The sequence below is a fragment of the Neorickettsia findlayensis genome (assembly GCF_009856525.1).
GTDB lineage: Bacteria > Pseudomonadota > Alphaproteobacteria > Rickettsiales > Anaplasmataceae > Neorickettsia > Neorickettsia findlayensis.
This window is the reverse complement of record NZ_CP047224.1, coordinates 122,462-141,916: the sequence shown is the minus strand read 5'-3', so window position 1 is coordinate 141,916 and position 19,455 is coordinate 122,462. Positions and strand designations below refer to the sequence as shown.

General features: G+C 41.1%; 13 protein-coding genes and 3 tRNA genes. 4 read left to right on the top strand and 12 right to left on the bottom strand.

The genetic code is table 11. The annotated features are described in order from the left end of the window. Positions 1–58: 58 nt before the first annotated feature. A complete protein-coding gene (gene icd, locus GP480_RS00645) occupies positions 59–1,474 on the top strand; it encodes an isocitrate dehydrogenase (protein WP_160094932.1) in 1,416 nt (471 codons plus the stop codon). A gap of 155 nt (positions 1,475–1,629) precedes the next feature. Here the strand turns inward: icd and GP480_RS00640 are convergent. Both GP480_RS00640 and dnaN read right to left on the bottom strand, forming a co-directional pair. Next, positions 1,630–1,702: transfer RNA gene (locus GP480_RS00640), tRNA-Phe, on the bottom strand. Positions 1,703–1,791: 89 nt separating this feature from the next. Further along, positions 1,792–2,910 carry a DNA polymerase III subunit beta gene (gene dnaN / locus GP480_RS00635; protein ID WP_160094930.1) on the bottom strand — a complete coding sequence of 373 codons (1,119 nt, stop codon included), beginning with the start codon at positions 2,908–2,910 and terminating at the stop codon, positions 1,792–1,794. A gap of 265 nt (positions 2,911–3,175) precedes the next feature. Here dnaN and GP480_RS00630 point away from each other — a divergent pair, with 265 nt between their 5' ends. Further along, positions 3,176–4,279: a Smr/MutS family protein gene (locus tag GP480_RS00630; protein WP_237111389.1), complete on the top strand. Its 1,104-nt coding sequence runs from the start codon at positions 3,176–3,178 to the stop codon at positions 4,277–4,279. A 25-nt stretch (positions 4,280–4,304) separates the two neighbouring features. Here GP480_RS00630 and GP480_RS00625 read toward each other — a convergent pair. The 7 genes from GP480_RS00625 to GP480_RS00595 all read right to left on the bottom strand — a co-directional run bounded on the left by GP480_RS00625 (position 4,305) and on the right by GP480_RS00595 (position 12,497). Next, positions 4,305–4,376 (bottom strand) — tRNA-Gln (locus GP480_RS00625). 112 nt (positions 4,377–4,488) lie between these two features. Further along, positions 4,489–7,716, bottom strand: a complete 3,228-nt coding sequence (dnaE, locus tag GP480_RS00620; protein ID WP_160094926.1) for a DNA polymerase III subunit alpha — start codon at positions 7,714–7,716, stop codon at positions 4,489–4,491. Positions 7,717–7,727: 11 nt separating this feature from the next. Next, positions 7,728–9,155, bottom strand: coding sequence for a Do family serine endopeptidase (locus tag GP480_RS00615; protein WP_237111367.1), 1,428 nt, complete (start codon positions 9,153–9,155; stop codon positions 7,728–7,730). Beyond that, on the bottom strand, positions 9,136–9,996 hold the full coding sequence (gene hflC, locus GP480_RS00610) for a protease modulator HflC (RefSeq protein WP_160094924.1): 861 nt from the start codon (positions 9,994–9,996) through the stop codon (positions 9,136–9,138). The genes GP480_RS00615 and hflC overlap by 20 nt, the downstream gene beginning before the upstream one ends. Further along, entirely contained in the window at positions 9,993–11,036 is a 1,044-nt protein-coding gene (gene hflK / locus GP480_RS00605; protein WP_160094922.1) for an FtsH protease activity modulator HflK, read from the bottom strand. Before hflK ends, hflC begins: the two co-directional genes overlap by 4 nt. 116 nt (positions 11,037–11,152) lie before the next feature. Then, complete coding sequence (gene thyX / locus GP480_RS00600) at positions 11,153–12,028, bottom strand: FAD-dependent thymidylate synthase (protein WP_160094920.1); 876 nt, start codon at positions 12,026–12,028, stop codon at positions 11,153–11,155. Positions 12,029–12,107: 79 nt separating this feature from the next. Then, positions 12,108–12,497, bottom strand: a complete 390-nt coding sequence (locus GP480_RS00595; RefSeq protein ID WP_067978653.1) for a TraR/DksA family transcriptional regulator — start codon at positions 12,495–12,497, stop codon at positions 12,108–12,110. Positions 12,498–12,560: 63 nt separating this feature from the next. Between GP480_RS00595 and GP480_RS00590 the strand changes: the two genes are divergently transcribed. Then, a complete protein-coding gene (locus GP480_RS00590; RefSeq protein ID WP_336603232.1) occupies positions 12,561–13,205 on the top strand; it encodes a heme exporter protein CcmB in 645 nt (214 codons plus the stop codon). Positions 13,206–13,283: 78 nt separating this feature from the next. Here the strand turns inward: GP480_RS00590 and GP480_RS00585 are convergent. Both GP480_RS00585 and GP480_RS00580 read right to left on the bottom strand, forming a co-directional pair. Further along, positions 13,284–13,370, bottom strand: a tRNA-Leu gene (locus GP480_RS00585). Positions 13,371–13,492: 122 nt separating this feature from the next. Beyond that, the gene (locus GP480_RS00580; RefSeq protein ID WP_237111365.1) at positions 13,493–15,037 is read right to left on the bottom strand and encodes an SLC13 family permease; all 1,545 of its coding nucleotides are present in this window, start codon (positions 15,035–15,037) and stop codon (positions 13,493–13,495) included. Between the two features lie 335 nt (positions 15,038–15,372). Here GP480_RS00580 and alaS point away from each other — a divergent pair, with 335 nt between their 5' ends. Then, on the top strand, positions 15,373–17,919 hold the full coding sequence (alaS, locus tag GP480_RS00575) for an alanine--tRNA ligase (protein WP_160094914.1): 2,547 nt from the start codon (positions 15,373–15,375) through the stop codon (positions 17,917–17,919). 215 nt (positions 17,920–18,134) lie between these two features. Here the strand turns inward: alaS and GP480_RS00570 are convergent, their stop codons facing one another. After that, positions 18,135–19,451 (bottom strand): dihydroorotase, encoded by a 1,317-nt coding sequence (locus tag GP480_RS00570; RefSeq protein ID WP_160094912.1) that lies wholly within the window; start codon positions 19,449–19,451, stop codon positions 18,135–18,137. Positions 19,452–19,455: the final 4 nt, after the last annotated feature.

Below are 19,455 nucleotides of genomic sequence, written 5' to 3'. Positions count from 1 at the left end.
CTAATAATAACGGTAGTTTTTTGTAAAATGAAAGAAGTACAGTATACGGAAGGATGATATGCCTAAGTTGACGGTAGCCTACGGCGACGGAGTCGGACCGGAAATAATGACATCAGTGCTCGAAATTATTTTTGAAGCTGGTGCAGAAATACAGATTGATACAGTCGAAATTGGACAGAAGATTTATGAAAAAGGCTGGCCTTCTGGGATTTCTGACTCCGGATGGGAAACCCTGAAGAGGAATAAAGTGCTCCTAAAAGCACCGATAACAACTCCTCGTGGCGGAGGTGTAAGAAGTCTAAACGTAACACTCAGAAAAAAGCTGGGACTATTCGCAAATGTTAGGCCTTGTGCCTCGCACCTAGAATGGCAAAACCCTAAAATGGATATTGTCATTATCCGAGAAAATGAGGAAGACCTCTACTCAGGGATAGAATATAGACAGACCCTCGATACATACAACTGCACTAAGGTCATTACAGAAAGTGCGTCTGAACGGATTTGCCGATATGCTTTTGAGTACGCGCGCAATAACGGTAGAAAGAAAGTCACTGTAATGGTGAAAGATAATATCATGAAACTGACTGATGGAATCTTCCACAAACTGTTTAAGAAGGTCGCGCTTGAGTATCCAGATATCGAAAGTGAAAACTACATTATAGATATTGGCGCAGCAAGGATAGCGAAAAATCCTGAAAAATTTGATGTAATCGTGACGCTTAACCTATATGGAGATATTATTTCGGACGTTGCAGCGGAAATGTCAGGTTCAGTTGGTCTTGGAGGTAGCATCAACATAGGCGAAGAGTACGCAATGTTCGAGGCTGTGCATGGTTCTGCACCTGATATAGCGGGCCAAGACATTGCAAATCCCTCCGGTCTTCTGAATGCTGCAATGTACATGCTTAGCTACGTAGGACAAAAAGAAATTGCACAGAAGGTTTATTCTGCGTGGTTGAAGACACTAAAATCAGGTGTACATACCGCAGATGTTTATGATCCTTTGCATAGCAAGCTCAAGGTTGGCACTAGAAAATTCACAGAACACATAATTAACAACATCGACAGAAAAAGTCTGGTAGCTTTCTCATGTAATAGCCTAGTTCAAGGTACACTCATCAAACCTCAATATCAGAGTAAAAAAGAAAAGCTTCTAATCGGAGTAGATCTCTTTATCAGTTGGGATAGCACAAATTTAGCATTACTTTTGGCTGCTTTAAAAAAAATAAAAGTGGACGATGCAATCATCCTGGGTAGCATAAGCGTAAAAGGCGTCTTGATTTGGCCAGAAGAAACCGCAGTCATGCCGTATAGTGACACTCTTTGTTGCAGATTTTTGGCAGAACCCAACAAGAGTCTAGCAACAACAGTTATCTACGCCCTAATGAACGAACTGGAAAATTCAACGATAGAGGTCACTAGGATGGAGAAACTCTACTCTTTTGGTGATGAGGCAGGGTTCTCAAATGTCTAGGTAGACACTGGTACTTCAAATCTGTAACAGAACTCATTGAGAACTCCAGCTCCGAATAGGAAGGGATTAGGCACTTCGACCTAATATAACGAGATCGAAAATCTACAATGCAAAGCAAATTACATGGAGTTCAACCCAAGGAATACTGCATCGCGTGGCCCGAACCGGACTCGAACCAGTGACACAAGGATTTTCAGTCCTTTGCTCTACCAACTGAGCTACCGGGCCAACAGGAGAATTCTAATCTTTAGGGTTAGCTTTGTAAACATGCTTCTTGATAAGAAGAACAAGGGGTACAAAGCCCGATACAAACAGATCTAGAAAGCCATTGGCATAACAATATACAAAGCACTCTCATCACCCTGAAACAAAACCTGAGAAGTTGCATTGTTAAACTTCATTATCACCTCTTTATTATCCAGAGCTGAGAGTATATCCAGGAGGTAGGCATGATTGAAATAAATACTGAGCTCTTCGTTCACTTCTTCATTTAATTCCAACAATTCTCGCCCGAAACTCGCATCAGAATTGCTCGCGTCGAGGTAAAGCTGCTTGCCCTTCATGCTAATACTAATCGCACGACTTTGATCAGGCGAAACAAGACCAACCCTTTCTATACTGGTCGCTAAACCCTTCCTATCAAATATTAGAAAAGACTTGAAGCTCTGCGGAATGACCGCAGCAAAATTTGGGAATGTACCAGCTATCAACTTCGAATTTAAACGAATACCCCCGAAAACCATCCTTATCCTACTGACATACTCCTTCCCATGAAGAAAGAGGTCAACTTCCTTACTCGAAGAAAGCTTAATCATCTCTGACACAGTTTTCTTCGGAATTATGCAAGAAAACTTGAGACCTGTCTTTTTTGTAAGTGTGGCTACTGCAAGCCTGTGTACATCAGTTGCAGCAACGGTTATTTTTTCACCATCTGATTCAAAATATACACCGTTCAGATGTTGCCTTGTAGCCTCAGTTGAAGTGGCAAACCGCACTTTATTGAAGAGACTCCTTATTTCATCCCCTGCAAAGCTAATTTGTCCCATTTTTTCCTCTTCACTTATCAACGGGAAATGTTTTGCATCTAAATATGGTAATGAGAACTCTATTCTTTTGCTGCGAACAACTAAATTATTCTTTTCAATTGAGAAAATAATTCCAACATCGGGTGGCAGACGCCTGACTATCTCGTATAACCTGAATGCATCTACTGAGATTACTGCATCAATCGCACCTTCAATTCCCTGTAATGAATCTGTGAGTGAAAGCTCATTATCAGTTGTGGTGAACTCGACTGAATTGCCAGAGAAACATACCCTAACATGCGACAAATAAGCTATAGTGCTTTTCCTTGTTGATACACTAACAAGATTCGCAAGAATTCTTGTTAATGCATCTTGTTGCACAGTGATGGAAGAGTGCATGTTTTCTTTCATTTTAGCAGAGAGAAACAGCAGGGATTATAGCAACTTATCTGTATAGTGTGAACCTGAAGCTCCATATGTACAGGTTGTATAGGATTATACTAGTATGTTACTGTTCTGGTATTTCCAAGAAGCGAAGCAGATGCGTAAGAGATCCGTTTTTAGGATAGCTTTACCTTCATTCGATAGGCACAATACCAATATAATAGAGCATTCCTTTCTTTGTAATCTCCCACTCAAAGGAGACTCTCTGACAAACCTCAGAAGTTTTACCCATATGGAATTGCAAGGAAAAGCATATGTTTTACCCCAACAATCACAATCCAGTGTGTGCATATTTGCAGACAGTCCAAGCACCGATTTCCTCAAATGCAACGCGCTTGTAACGAACAGGCCTAACCTATTTCTCATGATAAAGACAATAGACTCTATCCCTTTACTACTTTCTGATCACATAAACCGTGTTATAGGAATTGTAAATGTAGACCTCAGTAGTCCAGATGAATTAATACGAAATACGCTTCTTAAGATGTTAGAGTCTGGCGCTGAAATAAGACATATAAACGCTGTCCTCGGGCCATATATACATGACAACATAAAAGACAGATTCTTCAGCAATGGTACAAACCAGGAATCCGTACAATATCATCCACCGAAATACACCACTAATTTACACGACCATTTCATAGAATTATTAGAGAAGATGGGAATAAAAAGTGTACATGGCGTCAGCATGTATACTCACTTGATCAGAAAAGAAAGTACTTTGCACAAATCCGGTACATCTGGAGAAGATGATAGAACCTGCAACATAAGTATGATTTCTATCAGCACGACAGAAAATTCTCACGTGAGTCCACAGCATGAAAATACAACAGACTGGGACAGCTTCATAAGGAGCGTCACTAAGGTTTCAGACAAATTTGCCCACCCATGTTGTCATAAACCAACAAAACCTGCGATAGGTCTTACACCAAACACAAAAGACAAAGTCGTGACATACAATAAACCAAGTAACTTGAACACAAGTGGGCTTGATTTCGCTAAGAATGCAGATCCTGATTTTTTGCGAAAAATCAAACGCAGAAAGATTAATATAGACAAAACACTAGACCTGCATGGTGAAACCGTGGAAAGCGCCTATCGGAAAACTATCCAATTCATTTTGGAAAATTACGTGAGTGGTCTTCGTTATCTCCTAATCATTGTTGGAAAAGGAAGGACTGGCGACGCAGTTATCAAGACAAGTCTTGTATCATGGCTAGAAAACAATGCCGAGATCAGAGGTCTGATCAAATTCGTAGCAGAGGCACTACCTCATCATGGGGGTGAAGGAGCATACTACGTATTTCTTAGAAGAAAAAGACCTTTCGATGAGTAGAAACGCAAGACAATGACCCTGAGAGCTGGGATGGCAGGATTCGAACCTGCGCATCACGATACCAAAAACCGTTGCCTTACCGCTTGGCTACATCCCAAGAACGTCGTAGAGTGTAACATACTTAGATGAAGTATTAAATTACTACGGCATCAACAATTTTAAGCACATTACAAACAAGAACGAATAATCTTACGGTACTCGCACGATACTCATGTGCTAATTGAGCGCACCCTGTGCTTGAGAATTTCGACACCCTCAATCAATGCAAGCTTTTCAATGGCAAGATCAAAATCATGCCCCAAAATAATCCTCGTGTACTGTGAATCACTACGCACAACGACTATAACCTCACATTTACCACCACGCCTTAGAGCGTCCTTCAATGCGGTAACCTGTTCTTTACGGTTTACGAGAATTGCAAATCTTCTCTTATAATCCGCAAAGATAAATTCGTGTAATTCAGCCAAATTGCTACATACATAGCCGTTATCACTCTTTAAGAGGGTCAGCACAACCTTTACACCAACTACAAAAAGTTCACGTCTGGAGTCAATGACTTCGGATTCGTAAAACACGACAGTGTATATATCGCTTACTGTCGAAACATGCATCACAGCAAACTTTCTATTGCCCCTCGATCTTATTCTCAATTCAGTTATCACACCAGCAATCTGATTCGGTGAAAGCTTTAAAAACCTTTGATATGGAGAAAGAGGGTGATCATAAAGAAAAAAGCCAAGCGCATCAAATTCACACTGTGTTTTTTCAAAAAAATTCCATGGCGCAAAAACTTTCTCTGGTTTAACAACAGAGATATCAAATAATGCAATCTGTGCACTATTATCCTCTTTCCCCACTAATTCGTTCATACAAGAATAAAGTCTACTCCTCTCAGGAGAGAGTACATCCAGAGAACCCGACTTTATAAGACTTTCAACAGCTTTTCTATGAACTATTTTTCCATCCAAGCATCTTTGAAGTTCCGCAATTGTTTTGAACGGGCTTCTTTTTTCTATTGCTGAAGCTGCAGCTTCTCCAACATTCTTCAAAGCTGCGAGCGAGTACCTTATTGCATTACCCTCAATAGAGAAGAAAATTTTTGACTTATTTATATCTGGCGGCAAAATTGTAATACCACAGTTTTTTGCATCTTGTATTAGAATTGCAAGCTTGTCCGTATGGTGCAGTTCGAGATTAAGGGCAGCCGTGGTAAACTCAATTGGAAAGTTAGCCTTGAGAAAGGCCGTTTGGTATGAAATGAGCGCATATGCAGCAGCATGTGACTTATTAAAACCATAGCCAGCAAACTTTTCTACCATCTCGAAGATTTCTCGAGCTTTTTCCGCATCAATACCGTTACGTTTTGCACCCTCGACAAATTTCTCGGTTTGCTCTGACATTTCCGCACGTATTTTCTTACCCATAACACGCCGGAGAATATCTGCTTCAGCGAGTGTATACCCGGCAAGAAGCCGCACCATTTCCATTACCTGCTCTTGATAGATAACAACACCAAAAGTTTCTTTTAATGAAGATTCCAGTAGTGGATGTGGATATTTAACTGTTTCTTTTCCGTGTTTCCTTGCTATATACGTTGGAATGTTCGCCATAGGACCAGGCCTATTAAGCGAAATCAGGGCAATTATATCTTCAAAACAGTCTGGATGCAGGCGTTTTAGCGTTTCACACATGTACGCATTATCCAACTGAAACACACCTATCGCATTTCCCGCTGAAAGAAGCTCATACGTCCTTTTATCGTTAAGAGGAATAGAATCCATATCGAAATTAGGATCTTTTAATCGTACTAATGAGCATGCCTGATTGATTACTGTTAGTGTTTTCAAACCTAGAAAATCAAACTTTATGAGTCCTGCTTTTTCAACATATTTCATCGAATACTGAGTAACCGGAATGTCTGACTCCTTATCATGGTAAATAGGTAGATAATTCTCTATTGGAGTATCACTAATAACTATCCCAGCAGCGTGAGTCGATGCATGTCTTAGTGTTCCTTCCAGCTTAAGAGCAAGATCAAGCAACTTGGCTATCGATTCATCATTTTCACTTTCTTTTTGGAGATCTTTGTCGAGATTTATTGCCTCCTGCAAAGAAATCGGATTGGCTGGATTATTGGGAATCATTTTACAGATCCTATCTACTCGACCATAGGGCAGCTGAAGGACCCTTCCAACATCTCGCAATGCAGCTCTGGGCTGGAGAGTACCAAAGGTCATTATTTGAGCAACGTGACCATATTTTTTCCTCACGTACTCTATCACAAGATGCCGTCTTTCCTGGCAGAAGTCCACATCAAAATCCGGCATTGATACACGAACCGGATTCAGGAACCTTTCAAAAAAAAGAGCAAATTTCAGTGGATCTAAACCAGTAATACCAAGACACCAGGCAACTATTGATCCGACACCAGATCCTCTTCCAGGACCAACAACAATATCATTGGCCTTACTCCAACGTATGAAATCAGCCACTATCAAAAAGTAGCCAGAATAATTCATGTCAATGATAATGCCAAGCTCATACTCGAGCCTATCCAAATAATTTTGTGGAATATCATCCCCCATCCTTCTTTGTAAACCAGCATAGCTCAGACGCCTCAACTCATCGTTCTCATCTCTTTCGCATTCAAACTTTGGCAGAATAGGACTCCTCACTTCTGGCATAAAGCTACAACGACGCGCTATCAAAACAGTGTTGTGCAACGCTTCCTTCAAATCAGAGAAAAGTGCAAACATTTCTTCTGCACTTTTAAAATACGATTCTGGTGAGTAATGTACGCGGTTTATATCACTGACATATGTAAGACCACCGATGCAGGTCAATACGTCATGTGCCTCCCTGAAATCCCTATTCGGAAAAAGAACATCGTTTGTAGCAACAAAAGGAATATTACACTCATATCCAAGTTGAATAAGTTTTTCCTCTGCAGATTGATTGCCCAGACGTTGTATTTCAATAAAAAGATCCTTATCAAAGACTTGCTTTAGATCGGATACCAGAGTTTCCGCGTTAATCGAATAACTATTGATAGCATCAAGAAAGAACTCTCCTAACAGCAGAATTAGACCTTTGCTATAGGTAAAAACCTCATTTAAGGCAACTCTTCTCGCAGAAACTACCCTAGAGAGCTTAATCATATTGTGAAAGCCCTCTTCGTTTTTTGCGATCAGAAGTACACGTGAGTCAACACGATTGTGTGAAATTGAAAGATCAATTCCAATAATCGGTTGAATACCAGAGCTCTTAGCATACTCAGCAAACTCAAGCGCACCTGCCATTGTATCAATGTCAGTGAGCGCAACAGCTGGCATGCCAGCAGCACGCGCTAGATCAACAATTTTTCTAGGTTTGGTAACTGCCCGTAAGAGCGAATAATCGCTTCGTACTCTAAGATGTACGAATGTCTGCCGCCGCATTATAGGTGGCACTAGTCATCTAAGCTTACAGCAGCAAAGACCGTTTGCTTCCCACGATTTATGAGCATCAGGAGGGACCTTTGCCCTTTTTTCTTCGCTTCGTCTATATGCTGTTTAAATTCCTGGACAGTCGAAATCTGTCTATTGGTACCAACCCCCACAATTATATCTCCGGCCTTGAGAAAACTCTCCTTATCTGGATCGACAGCCAAGACAACTACACCTTCAATGCTTGCACCAAGTCCAAATGAATTTCGAATCGTATCAGTCAGATTAGAGACCACCAATCCTATGACCTCCAACTGCGAGGCCCCATCGTCTGTATATCTTTGTGGTGTTTTCTCAATCTTTATTTTCAAAGATACCGTCTCCTTATTTTTAAGAGCATCCCTAACTACAGATAGCACTATTGTATCACCTATCTTGCGCCCAGAAACTTCCCTTACTAATTTCCTCGAACCACTAATTTTCTCCCCGTTTACCGCCGTAATAACATCACCAACCCTCATCCCAGCTTTGTATGCAGGTCCGTCTTTTTCAATACTCGCCACCAGGACACCGGATAAGTCTCCACCAAGTGAATCTTTTGTTTCATTTGTGATTTCCTGTATAACAATTCCTATCCACCCACGCTGGATTTGCTTACCCTTAGCCAGAGCTTCTATAACCGGTTTGGCAACATTCGAGGGTACGGCAAAACCAATTCCTGCACTTCCACCATTAGAGTACACAGCAGCCGTATTTACGCCAATTACTTCACCCTCTGCATTACAAAGGGGTCCTCCTGAATTACCAGAATTAAGCACAACATCCGTCTGGATAAAATCGCTGTTCTGCGATAAACCGATTTCTCTACTAATAGCCGAGACAATTCCAGCACTGACAGAACCCCCCAAACCAAAAGGATTACCAACTGCTATCACCCAGTCCCCGGGTCTCATTTTAGATGAGTCGCCAAAACGCAAATATGGCAGGCCCTTTACTCCAGAAATTTTTAGCGCGGCGAGGTCGGTCTTTTTGTCATACCCAATCACTGTGGCCTCATACTGTTGGCACGCCTCACTACACTGACTCAAAACAACCTTGATTTTGTCAGCGTTCGCAATAACATGATAGTTCGTAACTATAAGCCCATCATCGGAAATCAAAAAACCAGAACCTAAAGATGTCCCATATTTCTTACCTGGATTCTTGTTACGAAAAAATGGCTTGAGGCGCTCACAAAACTCAGAAAACTCTTCCAAGATAGCCGGGTTACCACACAGACCCTGGTTATCCATCCTCAACCTGTATTCGCTAGAAATATTCACAACTGCAGGAGCAAGTCTTGAAACAACATCGGAAAACCCCTCAGCTGGCACAGCCCCAGAAGCAAAAGAAGAACTCAAAAGCACCGCTAAGAGAAATATCTTATAAAACCTATTTTTTATCACTAACATCCTTTAATGTAGACAAAAACTTATCATTCGAGTTGATAATAAACTTTGTATTACCCCGATCAAAAGCCTTCCTGTACGCAATGATCGTCCTGTAAAACTTATAGAAATCTTGATCAACCGCATATGCCTTAGCATATAGTTTAGCAGCCTCAGCATCACCTTCACCTTTGATCGATTGCGCCTTCGCATATGCTTCAGTCAGGATAACTTTCTTCTCTCTGTCAGCATTCGCGATTATTTTCTGCGCTTCCTGGTAACCCTGTGCCCTTATTTCACGTGCTTCTTTTTCACGTTCTGTTTGCATCCTTTTAAAGATCGCACCACTATTTTCTTCTGGAAGGTCGGTCCTCTTTATACGCACATCTACCACAGCGACCCCAAAGTCTGACGCAACATTTCCTGAATGCAACTTTATTTTGTTCATTACATCTGCTCTCTCCTCAGTAAGAATACTGACAAGAGGTACCAGACCTATCTGTTCTCTCATGTTTGCCTCAACCACTGGACCTAACCTACTTTCAAGATTGGCTATATTTCTAGTAGACCGATAAAATTGCACAGGATCTATGATCTTATATTTCGCGTAGTAACTAACTATTAATCTCTTTTGATCAGCGGCAATGACTTCCCTAGAATCAGATGATAGATCTTGTATCCTCGTATCCATCACTATGACTTTATTAATGAACGGGATCTTAAAATGCAAACCTGGCTCAAGGGGGCTTTCAGTTATCACCTCACCAAACTGCAAGACTATAGCACTATGTCCCTCGGGGACCACAAAGACGCTAAGATTCAAGAGCAAAAAAAAGCCCAAAATAGCAGCTAAAACACCCTTCATTTGACACCACCCTTCTGTAAATCAAAGAACTTGAATATGCCGCTATCATCAGCAATGATTTTCTCGGTGTTTCTATAAACATCTTCGAGCATTTCAATTCGCATTCTTACTTTCGTTATCTCGGGGTTAATTTTATACTGGTTGTACACCTCAGTGAACCTTGTTGTGTCACCCAATGCCCGATTTATCACTTCTGTCTTGTAGGCTTGCGCACCTTGTAAAGCAACTTCAGCTTCCCCACGAGCTCTAGGTAAAGCGTCGTTCCTATAAGAGTAGGCTTGGTTGATTTCTCTCTCCTTATCAGCGCGAGCACTCTGCACATCGCGGAAAGCGTCTATTACTTTCTCAGGAGGGTCAACTTTCTTCATCTGGATCGAAAGCACTTCGACACCCATATCATACCCATCAAGGATCTCTTGCAATTGTTTTTTCGTATCTGAGGCAATTTTTGCCCTGCCTTCACCTCTTAAAATGAATGATATCTTATTTTGCCCAATCGCATCCCTCATGGCACTTTCCGCAGCACCTTTAACACTCAACCCAAAGCCATAATCCCTAACTTTATACAGAAATTTATAGGCGTCCTTTATCCGCCATTGAACCTCGAAATTTGCATTGACAATATTCTCATCACCTGTGAGCATTATGCCCTCACCTTCCCCCTTTTTGCCCGAAGAATAACCTATTTCGTTACGATTTATGACAGCTACTTTCACCTTATCTACATGACCAATTGGAAAAGGAAAATGATACCTGAGACCCGGGTCTGCCATCCCAGCATACTTACCAAATGTAAGCTTCACTGCTTGTTCTTCTGGGTTCACAATATAAAAGCCTGACAAAACCCAAAAGACGCCAAACAAACCAAGGAGAAAAAAGACAAACCACCAGCTGAACCTGGGCCCGCTACGACGAAAAAATCTACCACGCATAGAAAGTAAAATCCCCTCTATATCGTAAACATTTCTATTAGTTACTCTCGTTCTCCGAGGTGGTTCGTCATCAGAACCCCAAGGGTTGTCATATCTAGCTAATGCCATCCTTATGTTTTCTTCCTAGACCACTACAACCAGTTAAATCTAATTGATTTTCACTCGTGCTTCAAGAACGGAAAGGTTACAACCCCACCTTTAAGAGCCTCATAAACCTAACCTCTCTATTCCTTTTCCGCTCCAGTGAGCATTTCAGTTACTTCAGTAAATTCGCGAGCACCAATTCCATATCTTTCCCTTTCGGAAGAAAGTTCCTCTTTTAGATTATCGCGGACATACTCAATTGCACTCCTAGAAAGGGTTTTTGCATGTTTTTCATATTCTAGAAAGGCTTCGTACGCCATCGGGACCCATGAACTCACGATTTCTTCCATTATCTCGGCGTATTTGCGAATCTCGTACTGTGCCCTTTGATGTGAGCGTAATTTCAAAAAGTGAAACAGATTATGCAAATCCACCTTCCAATACATTTCCGTGTAGGTGTTTAAAGGCATTGCAATACGCGCAATCTCACGAGCTAAGCCTTTCTCTATGAAGCGCGTGTATTCATCATATGTAGACTTATCACTTTTTGTGAGAAAATCACGAAATTCTTGTGCAAGTTGCTGCTCAAGTTCATCTCCCCTTCCCTGAGAATTGGTGGTGGACTGATAACAAATTTTGTCAATCTCAGGAATATAAAACTCTTCTTCAACGATTGAGTAGCGTGCTGAGTATTCATTAACATTAGCCGTCCTATGCCTAATCCACTGTCTGGCAACAAATATGGGCATCTTTACGTGAAATTTGATTTCACACATTTCGAATGGCGTGGTATGGCCATGCCGCATCAAATAGTGTATTAAACCACGATCTTGATTTACTGTTTTTGTTCCCTTTCCATATGAAACCCGCGCGGCTTGAACAATTGCCTGATCGTTCCCCATGTAATCGACAACACGTACAAAGCCCTTATCGAGAACCTGGTAGGACTCGCCAAGCTTTCCCTCCAGACTTTCAGAGACAACCCTCTTAGTTTTATTGAGATTTTCGCTATCCACTAAACCAGACCAAATAAAAGGACATGGGGACTATTCTGCACTCATGTTCTACAGTTGTCAAAACCAGAAAACAAAAATACTATCCTTCTTCATTATTTACGCTTCCAGAGGACTTGAGAAAACGATTTTTCTTATCGAGTCTTTCTTGAACATCAACACAGTACCTGGCTGTGGGCTCAAGATCTAATCTACCAAAGCCTATCTCGTCACCTGTCTCCTCGCAGTAACCATACACGCCTTGCTCTATGCGTTCAATTGCATCGTCTATCTCGCTTAACAACAAGTTGCGCTTTTGTGTAGACATTATGATGTCGTCAGCTTCATATGAGTTTGCACACCTGCTTAGCACATCTTTCACAACCTTCCCTTGATTCAATAAAGCACTTCTAAGGGTGATCAACTTTTCACGAAAGTACGCAAGCATCCTTTCTCCCATATACTCGGCAGTTTTTATATCATCAGAAGACATCGGGTAAAAGAAAAAAAGACCCACACCGGCAAAACCTTAACATCATAAACTTAAATAACTATTATGTTATACTTGCCGCCAAAGAAAGAACCATATATGTTTCGTGGTAAGTCGTCAATAGTACTATTAGCATTTTTATTGATCAACTTTGTCCAGTTACTTCTCTATAGACAAATCTTAAACTGCCAAATGGACGGCCTAGTGTTATGGGTGACCACAAACATCCTGCACTTAGTCTCGGTGAGCGGAATTTTTTCACAATATTGGACTACTGGGAGTCTCGAACAACTCGTTACGTTTACTCCAAGCATCAAGAGCTTCATAACAAAGACTGTCTTAGAATTATGGATTAGACAAGGGCTTTTATTAACATTCTTTGCTACAGCTTTGTTTTACCTTCTAATCACTGACAAAATGTGTATCCAAACTATAGTTTCGTTCGCTGGTTCCCTTTGCTACTCAACAGCAATGCTATCCTTCACTGGTGCACTTTGCAGTAGTTTAAGTATTCGCTCGGATCGCATCACACCCATTATTCTTGCCGCCCCAATTTCGATTCCTGGGACCATAACAGCGCTTGCACTTTTCAAATGGGATATAAACAGTCCAGGGATTTTCACAGCACTATTTTTTGTGAACGTTATCATAGTGTCATTGTTCCCACTAGTGATGGAAATCGCACTCAAAGAAACCTTGGAAAACTTATAATCCGAAGGCAGAAGCACCTAACAGATACTTAACAGAGAAGATAATTGCGCAAGCACTATTGGCAACAAGAAAGAAACGTGCGGTCGAGAAGACTTGAACTTCCAAGGCCGTTTATTAGCCACAGCGACCTCAACGCTGCGTGTCTACCAATTCCACCACGACCGCAGAACAATCTCAAATTGTACGCCTAAAACATACACTGTTCAATGAGTACTACCACCTTCCAGTTGGAAACAAAAGCTTCTCAGTTGCTATCTCAACCAGGAAAGCAATCACTGACCAGCCGCTCATCCAAAGTGGACGCTATGAAAGAGATCTAGATCAGAAAAAAGGTGCAAATAGATAACGTAGCCAACCAAAACAACCACATTAAGAGGAAAACCGAACTTTAAATAATCAGAATATTTGTATTTTCCTGCTTCCATAACGATAAGGTTCACCTGATATCCAAACGGTGTGGCAAAAGCACTATTGGATGCAAAGATAAGTGTCCACAATAAATACTTTGGTTCTACCCCCATCATGTAACTGAGTTTTAGCACAACAGGTGTAAAAATTAATCCCACTGCATTATTACTCATGACTTCATTTAACAAAGTCACTATAGTAAAGAGCGCACAGATTATCCCAATAACCGATAACGCGCTAGTATACCGATAGAGAAGCTGAACAAAATCTTCTAGTAAACCCGTCATTTCTAGTGATCTCCCTATAATAAGGGAGTAAATAAGCATTAGGAACAGCTTTATTTCGAGAAATCTGAAAATCTCCCTCACATCGACGGCACCTAAAATAACTAGCAGTGCAAGACCAGAAAAAACAGTAAGAGCAAGTGGTATTTTCAAAGCTCCAGATAAAAGAACCATACCAACGAAGGTACATATTACCTTTATGCTATTAGCATGACTCAGAATGTACGATCTGTCTTTCGCGAAAACCACTTCCCCCTTCTCATGATGAGGACTTGCCGCTTTACGCACAACTATTAGCCTAGACCCAGAAACTACTTTTCCTGAAGTACGTGCTATGCCAATAGCAGATGCGTTAAAGTAACTCGCAACATCATCGGACAGCACGTCACGACCTATCAATTCAGATTTTTCCGTAACCACAATCTCGTCCAGTACCAGGTTCTTGCAAAATGCGTGATTATGTAAAATATTTTTTATCTCACGTATCCCAACCGAAGAGAAAATCAATCTCCCTGACTTAGGCGAATCCAAAACAAAAAGGAACCTCCTAAAATCGTCTTCTGCAGGTCTTCTTATTGGAAGTATCAAGGTGAGAAAAATTACATAAATGATCCCAAAAATGCCTACGAAGAGAGCTGGTAAGAAAAATCCAAAGAACCCTAATTCAACACCAAGCTCCTCAGCTTTTGAGTAGATAAGTAGATTTGTACTGCTTCCAAGAACTGTGAGCATCCCACCAAGGGATGCAGAAAAAGCGATCGGGAGCATCATTTTGGAATTGGCAATACCTACTTGCTTGCTAAATGTGGAAACAAGTGAAATAAGAAGCACCACAATAGGCGTATTGTTAACAAAGGCGCTCAGGACGTAGCACGCAAGTATCAAAATTATTGGTATGAAGGTCTTATATTTGATTTTTACTATGAGACCTGCAGCTCTGTTAATAATACTAGTACAAGCAACTAATCTTCCCATTAAAGCCAAACCAAGTATGGCGATGATAGGTGCAATCATTAGACTTTCTAAAAAAGCCAACGGTTTTGAGAGAGTAAAACTTTGATAAACTATGAGTAGCGCAATTGAGACAAACGTTATTTTCTCCGTATTAAAGCTACTATTCACGAGTAAGTAGGTACTCACAATCAGAACAGACACTACATAAAGAGGCGCCAGATATACTAGTAATTGATTGAGCACTGCAAACAAAAAGCCATGGCTACGGATGGTCGCAAAATATTGTAAATTAAGCCTTTCTCCTAATAATAAAAATGGGAACTCTGTACAAGCAACATTATCTTCGGGAAAGTGGACTTGATAAGCAGCTCCTATAGGTTCAATATCGTGCAGGAGTAACGCAAATTCTAAACGTTACAAGAGCCCCGCCCGCAAGAACTTGCAAGAAAATTGACTGTACTTTACTTTCAAGACCCGGAAACATAACATTTACGTTTGTGTCCTGTGCATTGGGCTACTTCATGATAGACGGACTCAGAAAAAGATTTATAGATTTCTTTGTCAAAAACGGACACATAAACCTCCCTTCAGCGTCTTTAGTACCAAAAGAAGATCCTTCACTGATGTTCGTCAACGCAGGTATGGTCCCATTTAAGGACTATTTTGCAGATGTCAGAAAGGCACCATTCTCGAGCATTGTAACAGCACAAAAATGCGTTAGGGCTGGAGGTAAACACAATGACTTGGAAAACGTCGGATTTACAAAACGGCACCACACTTTTTTTGAAATGCTGGGAAATTTTAGCTTCGGCTGCTATTTCAAGGAAAGGGCAATAGAGTTGGCTTGGAAGTTCGTTACCGAAGAACTGAAATTAAGTAAGGAAAAACTATATATCACGGTCTACCACGAAGATGATGAAGCGTTCGGGATTTGGGATAAATTAACTGGTTTCGGGAAAAGAAAAATCAAGAGAATTAGCACAAGTGATAATTTCTGGCAGATGGGTGATATTGGTCCATGTGGTCCCTGCTCAGAGATCTTTTACGACCATGGAGAGCACTTAGCCGGAGACATACCTGAAGATAACAAGGATCCCGGCGAAAGATACGTCGAGATATGGAACCTCGTTTTCATGCAGTACATAAGAGAACGAAGCGGGAAACTGAGGCACATGGAGTGTCCGTGTATAGATACAGGAATGGGACTGGAGAGAGTGACAGCAATCTTAGAGGGTACGGATGATAACTACCAAACAAAATTGTTCCAAGCCATTGTAAAAGAATCACAAAAGATTACTGGCAACAAAGACAATCAGGCTGCGCATAAAGTAATTGCCGACCATTTGCGTTCTGCTAGTTTTCTTATAGCAGATGGTGTTTTACCCGGTAACACCGGACGCGAATATGTCCTGAGGAGGATAATACGCAGAGCAGTGCGGTACTCGCATGCACTCGGTTTCGATGCAGTGTTGTTACCAAAGCTTTTCTGGGTACTCGAGAAACACATGGGAGCTTATTACCAGGAACTCACAAGAGCTAAGAATCTCATTTTGAATACATTAACACTAGAAGAGGAATCGTTTCGAAATACACTGAAGTCAGGAATGAAATTACTCGAGGAGGTTTCAAGTTCTATGAGGGAGGGCGATACCTTATCTGGAGACGTAGCGTTCACATTATATGACACTCACGGATTCCCATTGGACATAACCATAGATATCTTAAAAGAGAAAAAAATTTCAGTCGACGAAGCACGTTTCACTGAAAGAATGAAAATGCAAAGACTCCTTGCTCAGGCTTCCCGTACGCAGGATACAGCTCGAATTTCAAGTAATGAAGTCGAAGAAGTGTTCCTGGAACATGGAAAGACACCATTTACTGGTTATGAAAGATTCGCAGGATCGGCTATCGTCTTAGCGGTAACAGAAAAAGATGCGTCTAATGAACTGACAATTATACTGAACCAAACGATTTTCTACCCAGAATCAGGTGGACAAGAGAGCGATCAAGGCGTAATAGAAGGGGAAAATGCTACGCTGAAAGTAGAAAAAGTCTACAAATCTACTGAAGGAGTTATCCTCCATGAATGCAAAATCATTGGGGGTCAAGCGGTGAGTAAAGGCGAAAAAGTAAACCTCAAGATCGACATAGATCGCAGAAACGGCCTAGCCAGAAATCACTCGGCAACACATATATTACACCATGTTTTGAGAAAAATACTCGGTGTGCATGTTTCACAACGTGGCTCGCTTGTGGCACCAAATAGGTTACGTTTCGATTTCAGTCACAGCCAATCTATTACGGAGGAAGAGCTTTCTAAAGTAGAAGACTGTGTGAATCTTATGATCTGGGATGATCATTCTGTAAAAACGGAAATCAAAAAAACTGATGACGCGATAAGAGATGGCGCCATTGGATTGTTCGGAGAAAAGTACGACGATACGGTTCGTGTTGTCTCAATAGGGGAAGCGGTGGAGCTGTGCGGAGGTACACATGTCAAAAAAAGCTCAAGCATTGGATTAATAAAAATTTTATCAGCATCATCTGTAGCTCACTGTGTACGCAGGATAGAAGCAGTAACACACATTACCGCTTTACAATACATGCGAGAAGAAAAACAAGCACAACTGCAGCAGCTTAATGAAAATCAATTAAAATTCAGAGCGATGCAAAAGAGTCATCAGAAAGAGATCACTAGCGCGTACTATTCACTGATCACAAATGCAGAAGCCCAAACAGAAAGACACGGATCAGTAGAAATAGTAATTAAGAAGGTTCAGGGTATAGCAAGAGAAACACTGTTAAATTCTGTCTCAGGAATAAGACCCAAAACAGGAATACTAATTATCTGCACAGAACTAGATAAAGTCCCCTATTTGCTCATCATACTCGATAAGGAGATTTGCAAAAACATAAGTTTCATAGACTCTACGAAAGAGATGATTTCTAAATCACACGGAAAAGTCACCCCTTCTGTACCATATGTCATTCAGGCCACACTTCGTGAAAAAGAGGCCCTAGATCTCTGTCTAAAAAGTTTATCTAAATTGGTAGCTTCTACTTTTTAAAATCACGCAAATTCTACCATTTTCTGCACAGGATTTCCAAAAAGATTTGCGTAAAACTGCCCTCGTAATAAGAACCTACTAGACAGCGATGCCAGTAAAAGCTCCTCCTGTACATTCACTCATACTGCATCCATGCAAGATAATATTAAAAAAGTCCGTGAACAACCAACTCAGCATCGAGACCTCATAAGAAAACAATATCGATAGGAATTTTCTCATATATCCGTATACACTGTATTCCCACCAACAATAGTACGTAAAACTTTACCCTTGGTCTTACGCCCTCCAAAAGGTGAATTCTTAGATTTACTTGCAAACTGTTTTGTATTTATCCTTACCTCTGAATCAAGATCTAGTAAAACAAGGTCCGCAGGACTTCCCACCTTTATTCTTCCAGCCTCAGAACCAATAATCTTTGCAGGATTGCACGTTAGTTTTGCAAGCAAGGAATGCAGTCCCAAAATTCCAGAGTGGTATAATTCCAGTGATAGTGGCAGTATTGTTTCCAATCCAACGATCCCAAATGCAGCCTCTTTGAGTGGGAGCTCTTTATAAACCTCATTGTGAGGTGCATGATCTGAAGCAATAACATCGATGGTACCGTCTTTAAGCGCCCCGATCATACAAAGACGATCCTCTTCTGTTCGCAGAGGAGGGTTCATTTTGGCAGCGGTGTTATATCCATCTACAGCCTCTTCGGTTAAAAGAAAGTGGTGTGGTGTTACTTCACAGGTCACTTTCATTCCTCTATCTTTTGCCGCTCTGACTATCTCAACTGTCTTCTTCGTTGAAACATGTAATACGTGGTAATGTGCGTTAAGTTGCTCCAAAAGCAATATGTCTCTAGCTACCATGACAGACTCAGCAAGATGCGTGATTCCAGGGACATTTAACTTATGAGACATCACTCCTTCATTTATGCAGCCACCATCAGAAAGGTTTAGATCCTCTGCATGCTGTGCTACTGGTACCTTCAGAAAAGCAGCATTCAGAAAAGCCTGTCTCATGAAAAGCGAGTTCATAACCGGAAGACCATCATCTGTAAAACCAACCGCTCCCGCTTTATGCAAGGCAAACATGTCAGTGAGATCCCTTCCTCCCCTTGTAATCGATGCGTAACATAGGACGTTTACAAAACCAACTTTGTTTGCCTTATCTTGTATGTATGCCAGAGTTTCAACTGTATCAATCGGAGGATCAGTGTTAGGTTGACAAACAACTGTAGTCACACCACCAGCAGCTGCAGACTTAGTACCAGAATGTATATCCTCATTTTGCAACTGTCCTGGATCCCTCAAGTGAACGTGTATATCTATGATACCTGGTATTAGGAGATGCCCAGCGCAATTTATAACTTCGTCGAAGGACTTAAGTTCAACATCACTAAGGAGAGATTCCCCAAAATCACCGATTCGTCCTTCATGAACAACGAGATCCCCAAGGATTTCTAATCCGCTTTCTGGATCAACGATTCTAGCATCAATGAAGGCAACCTTTCTGTCACTACCAGCTGGCAGGTTCCATTTTTTCATCCAA

Excerpts from the sequence above, each read along its gene's own strand:
- icd (WP_160094932.1), top strand. The coding sequence starts at position 59 with ATGCCTAAGTTGACGGTAGCCTACGGCGACGGAGTCGGACCGGAAATA.
- dnaN (WP_160094930.1), bottom strand. The coding sequence starts at position 2,910 with ATGAAAGAAAACATGCACTCTTCCATCACTGTGCAACAAGATGCATTA.
- GP480_RS00630 (WP_237111389.1), top strand. The coding sequence starts at position 3,176 with ATGGAATTGCAAGGAAAAGCATATGTTTTACCCCAACAATCACAATCC.
- dnaE (WP_160094926.1), bottom strand. The coding sequence starts at position 7,716 with ATGCGGCGGCAGACATTCGTACATCTTAGAGTACGAAGCGATTATTCG.
- GP480_RS00615 (WP_237111367.1), bottom strand. The coding sequence starts at position 9,155 with ATGTTAGTGATAAAAAATAGGTTTTATAAGATATTTCTCTTAGCGGTG.
- hflC (WP_160094924.1), bottom strand. The coding sequence starts at position 9,996 with ATGAAGGGTGTTTTAGCTGCTATTTTGGGCTTTTTTTTGCTCTTGAAT.
- hflK (WP_160094922.1), bottom strand. The coding sequence starts at position 11,036 with ATGGCATTAGCTAGATATGACAACCCTTGGGGTTCTGATGACGAACCA.
- GP480_RS00595 (WP_067978653.1), bottom strand. The coding sequence starts at position 12,497 with ATGTCTTCTGATGATATAAAAACTGCCGAGTATATGGGAGAAAGGATG.
- GP480_RS00590 (WP_336603232.1), top strand. The coding sequence starts at position 12,561 with ATGTTATACTTGCCGCCAAAGAAAGAACCATATATGTTTCGTGGTAAG.
- alaS (WP_160094914.1), top strand. The coding sequence starts at position 15,373 with ATGATAGACGGACTCAGAAAAAGATTTATAGATTTCTTTGTCAAAAAC.
- GP480_RS00570 (WP_160094912.1), bottom strand. The coding sequence starts at position 19,451 with ATGAAAAAATGGAACCTGCCAGCTGGTAGTGACAGAAAGGTTGCCTTC.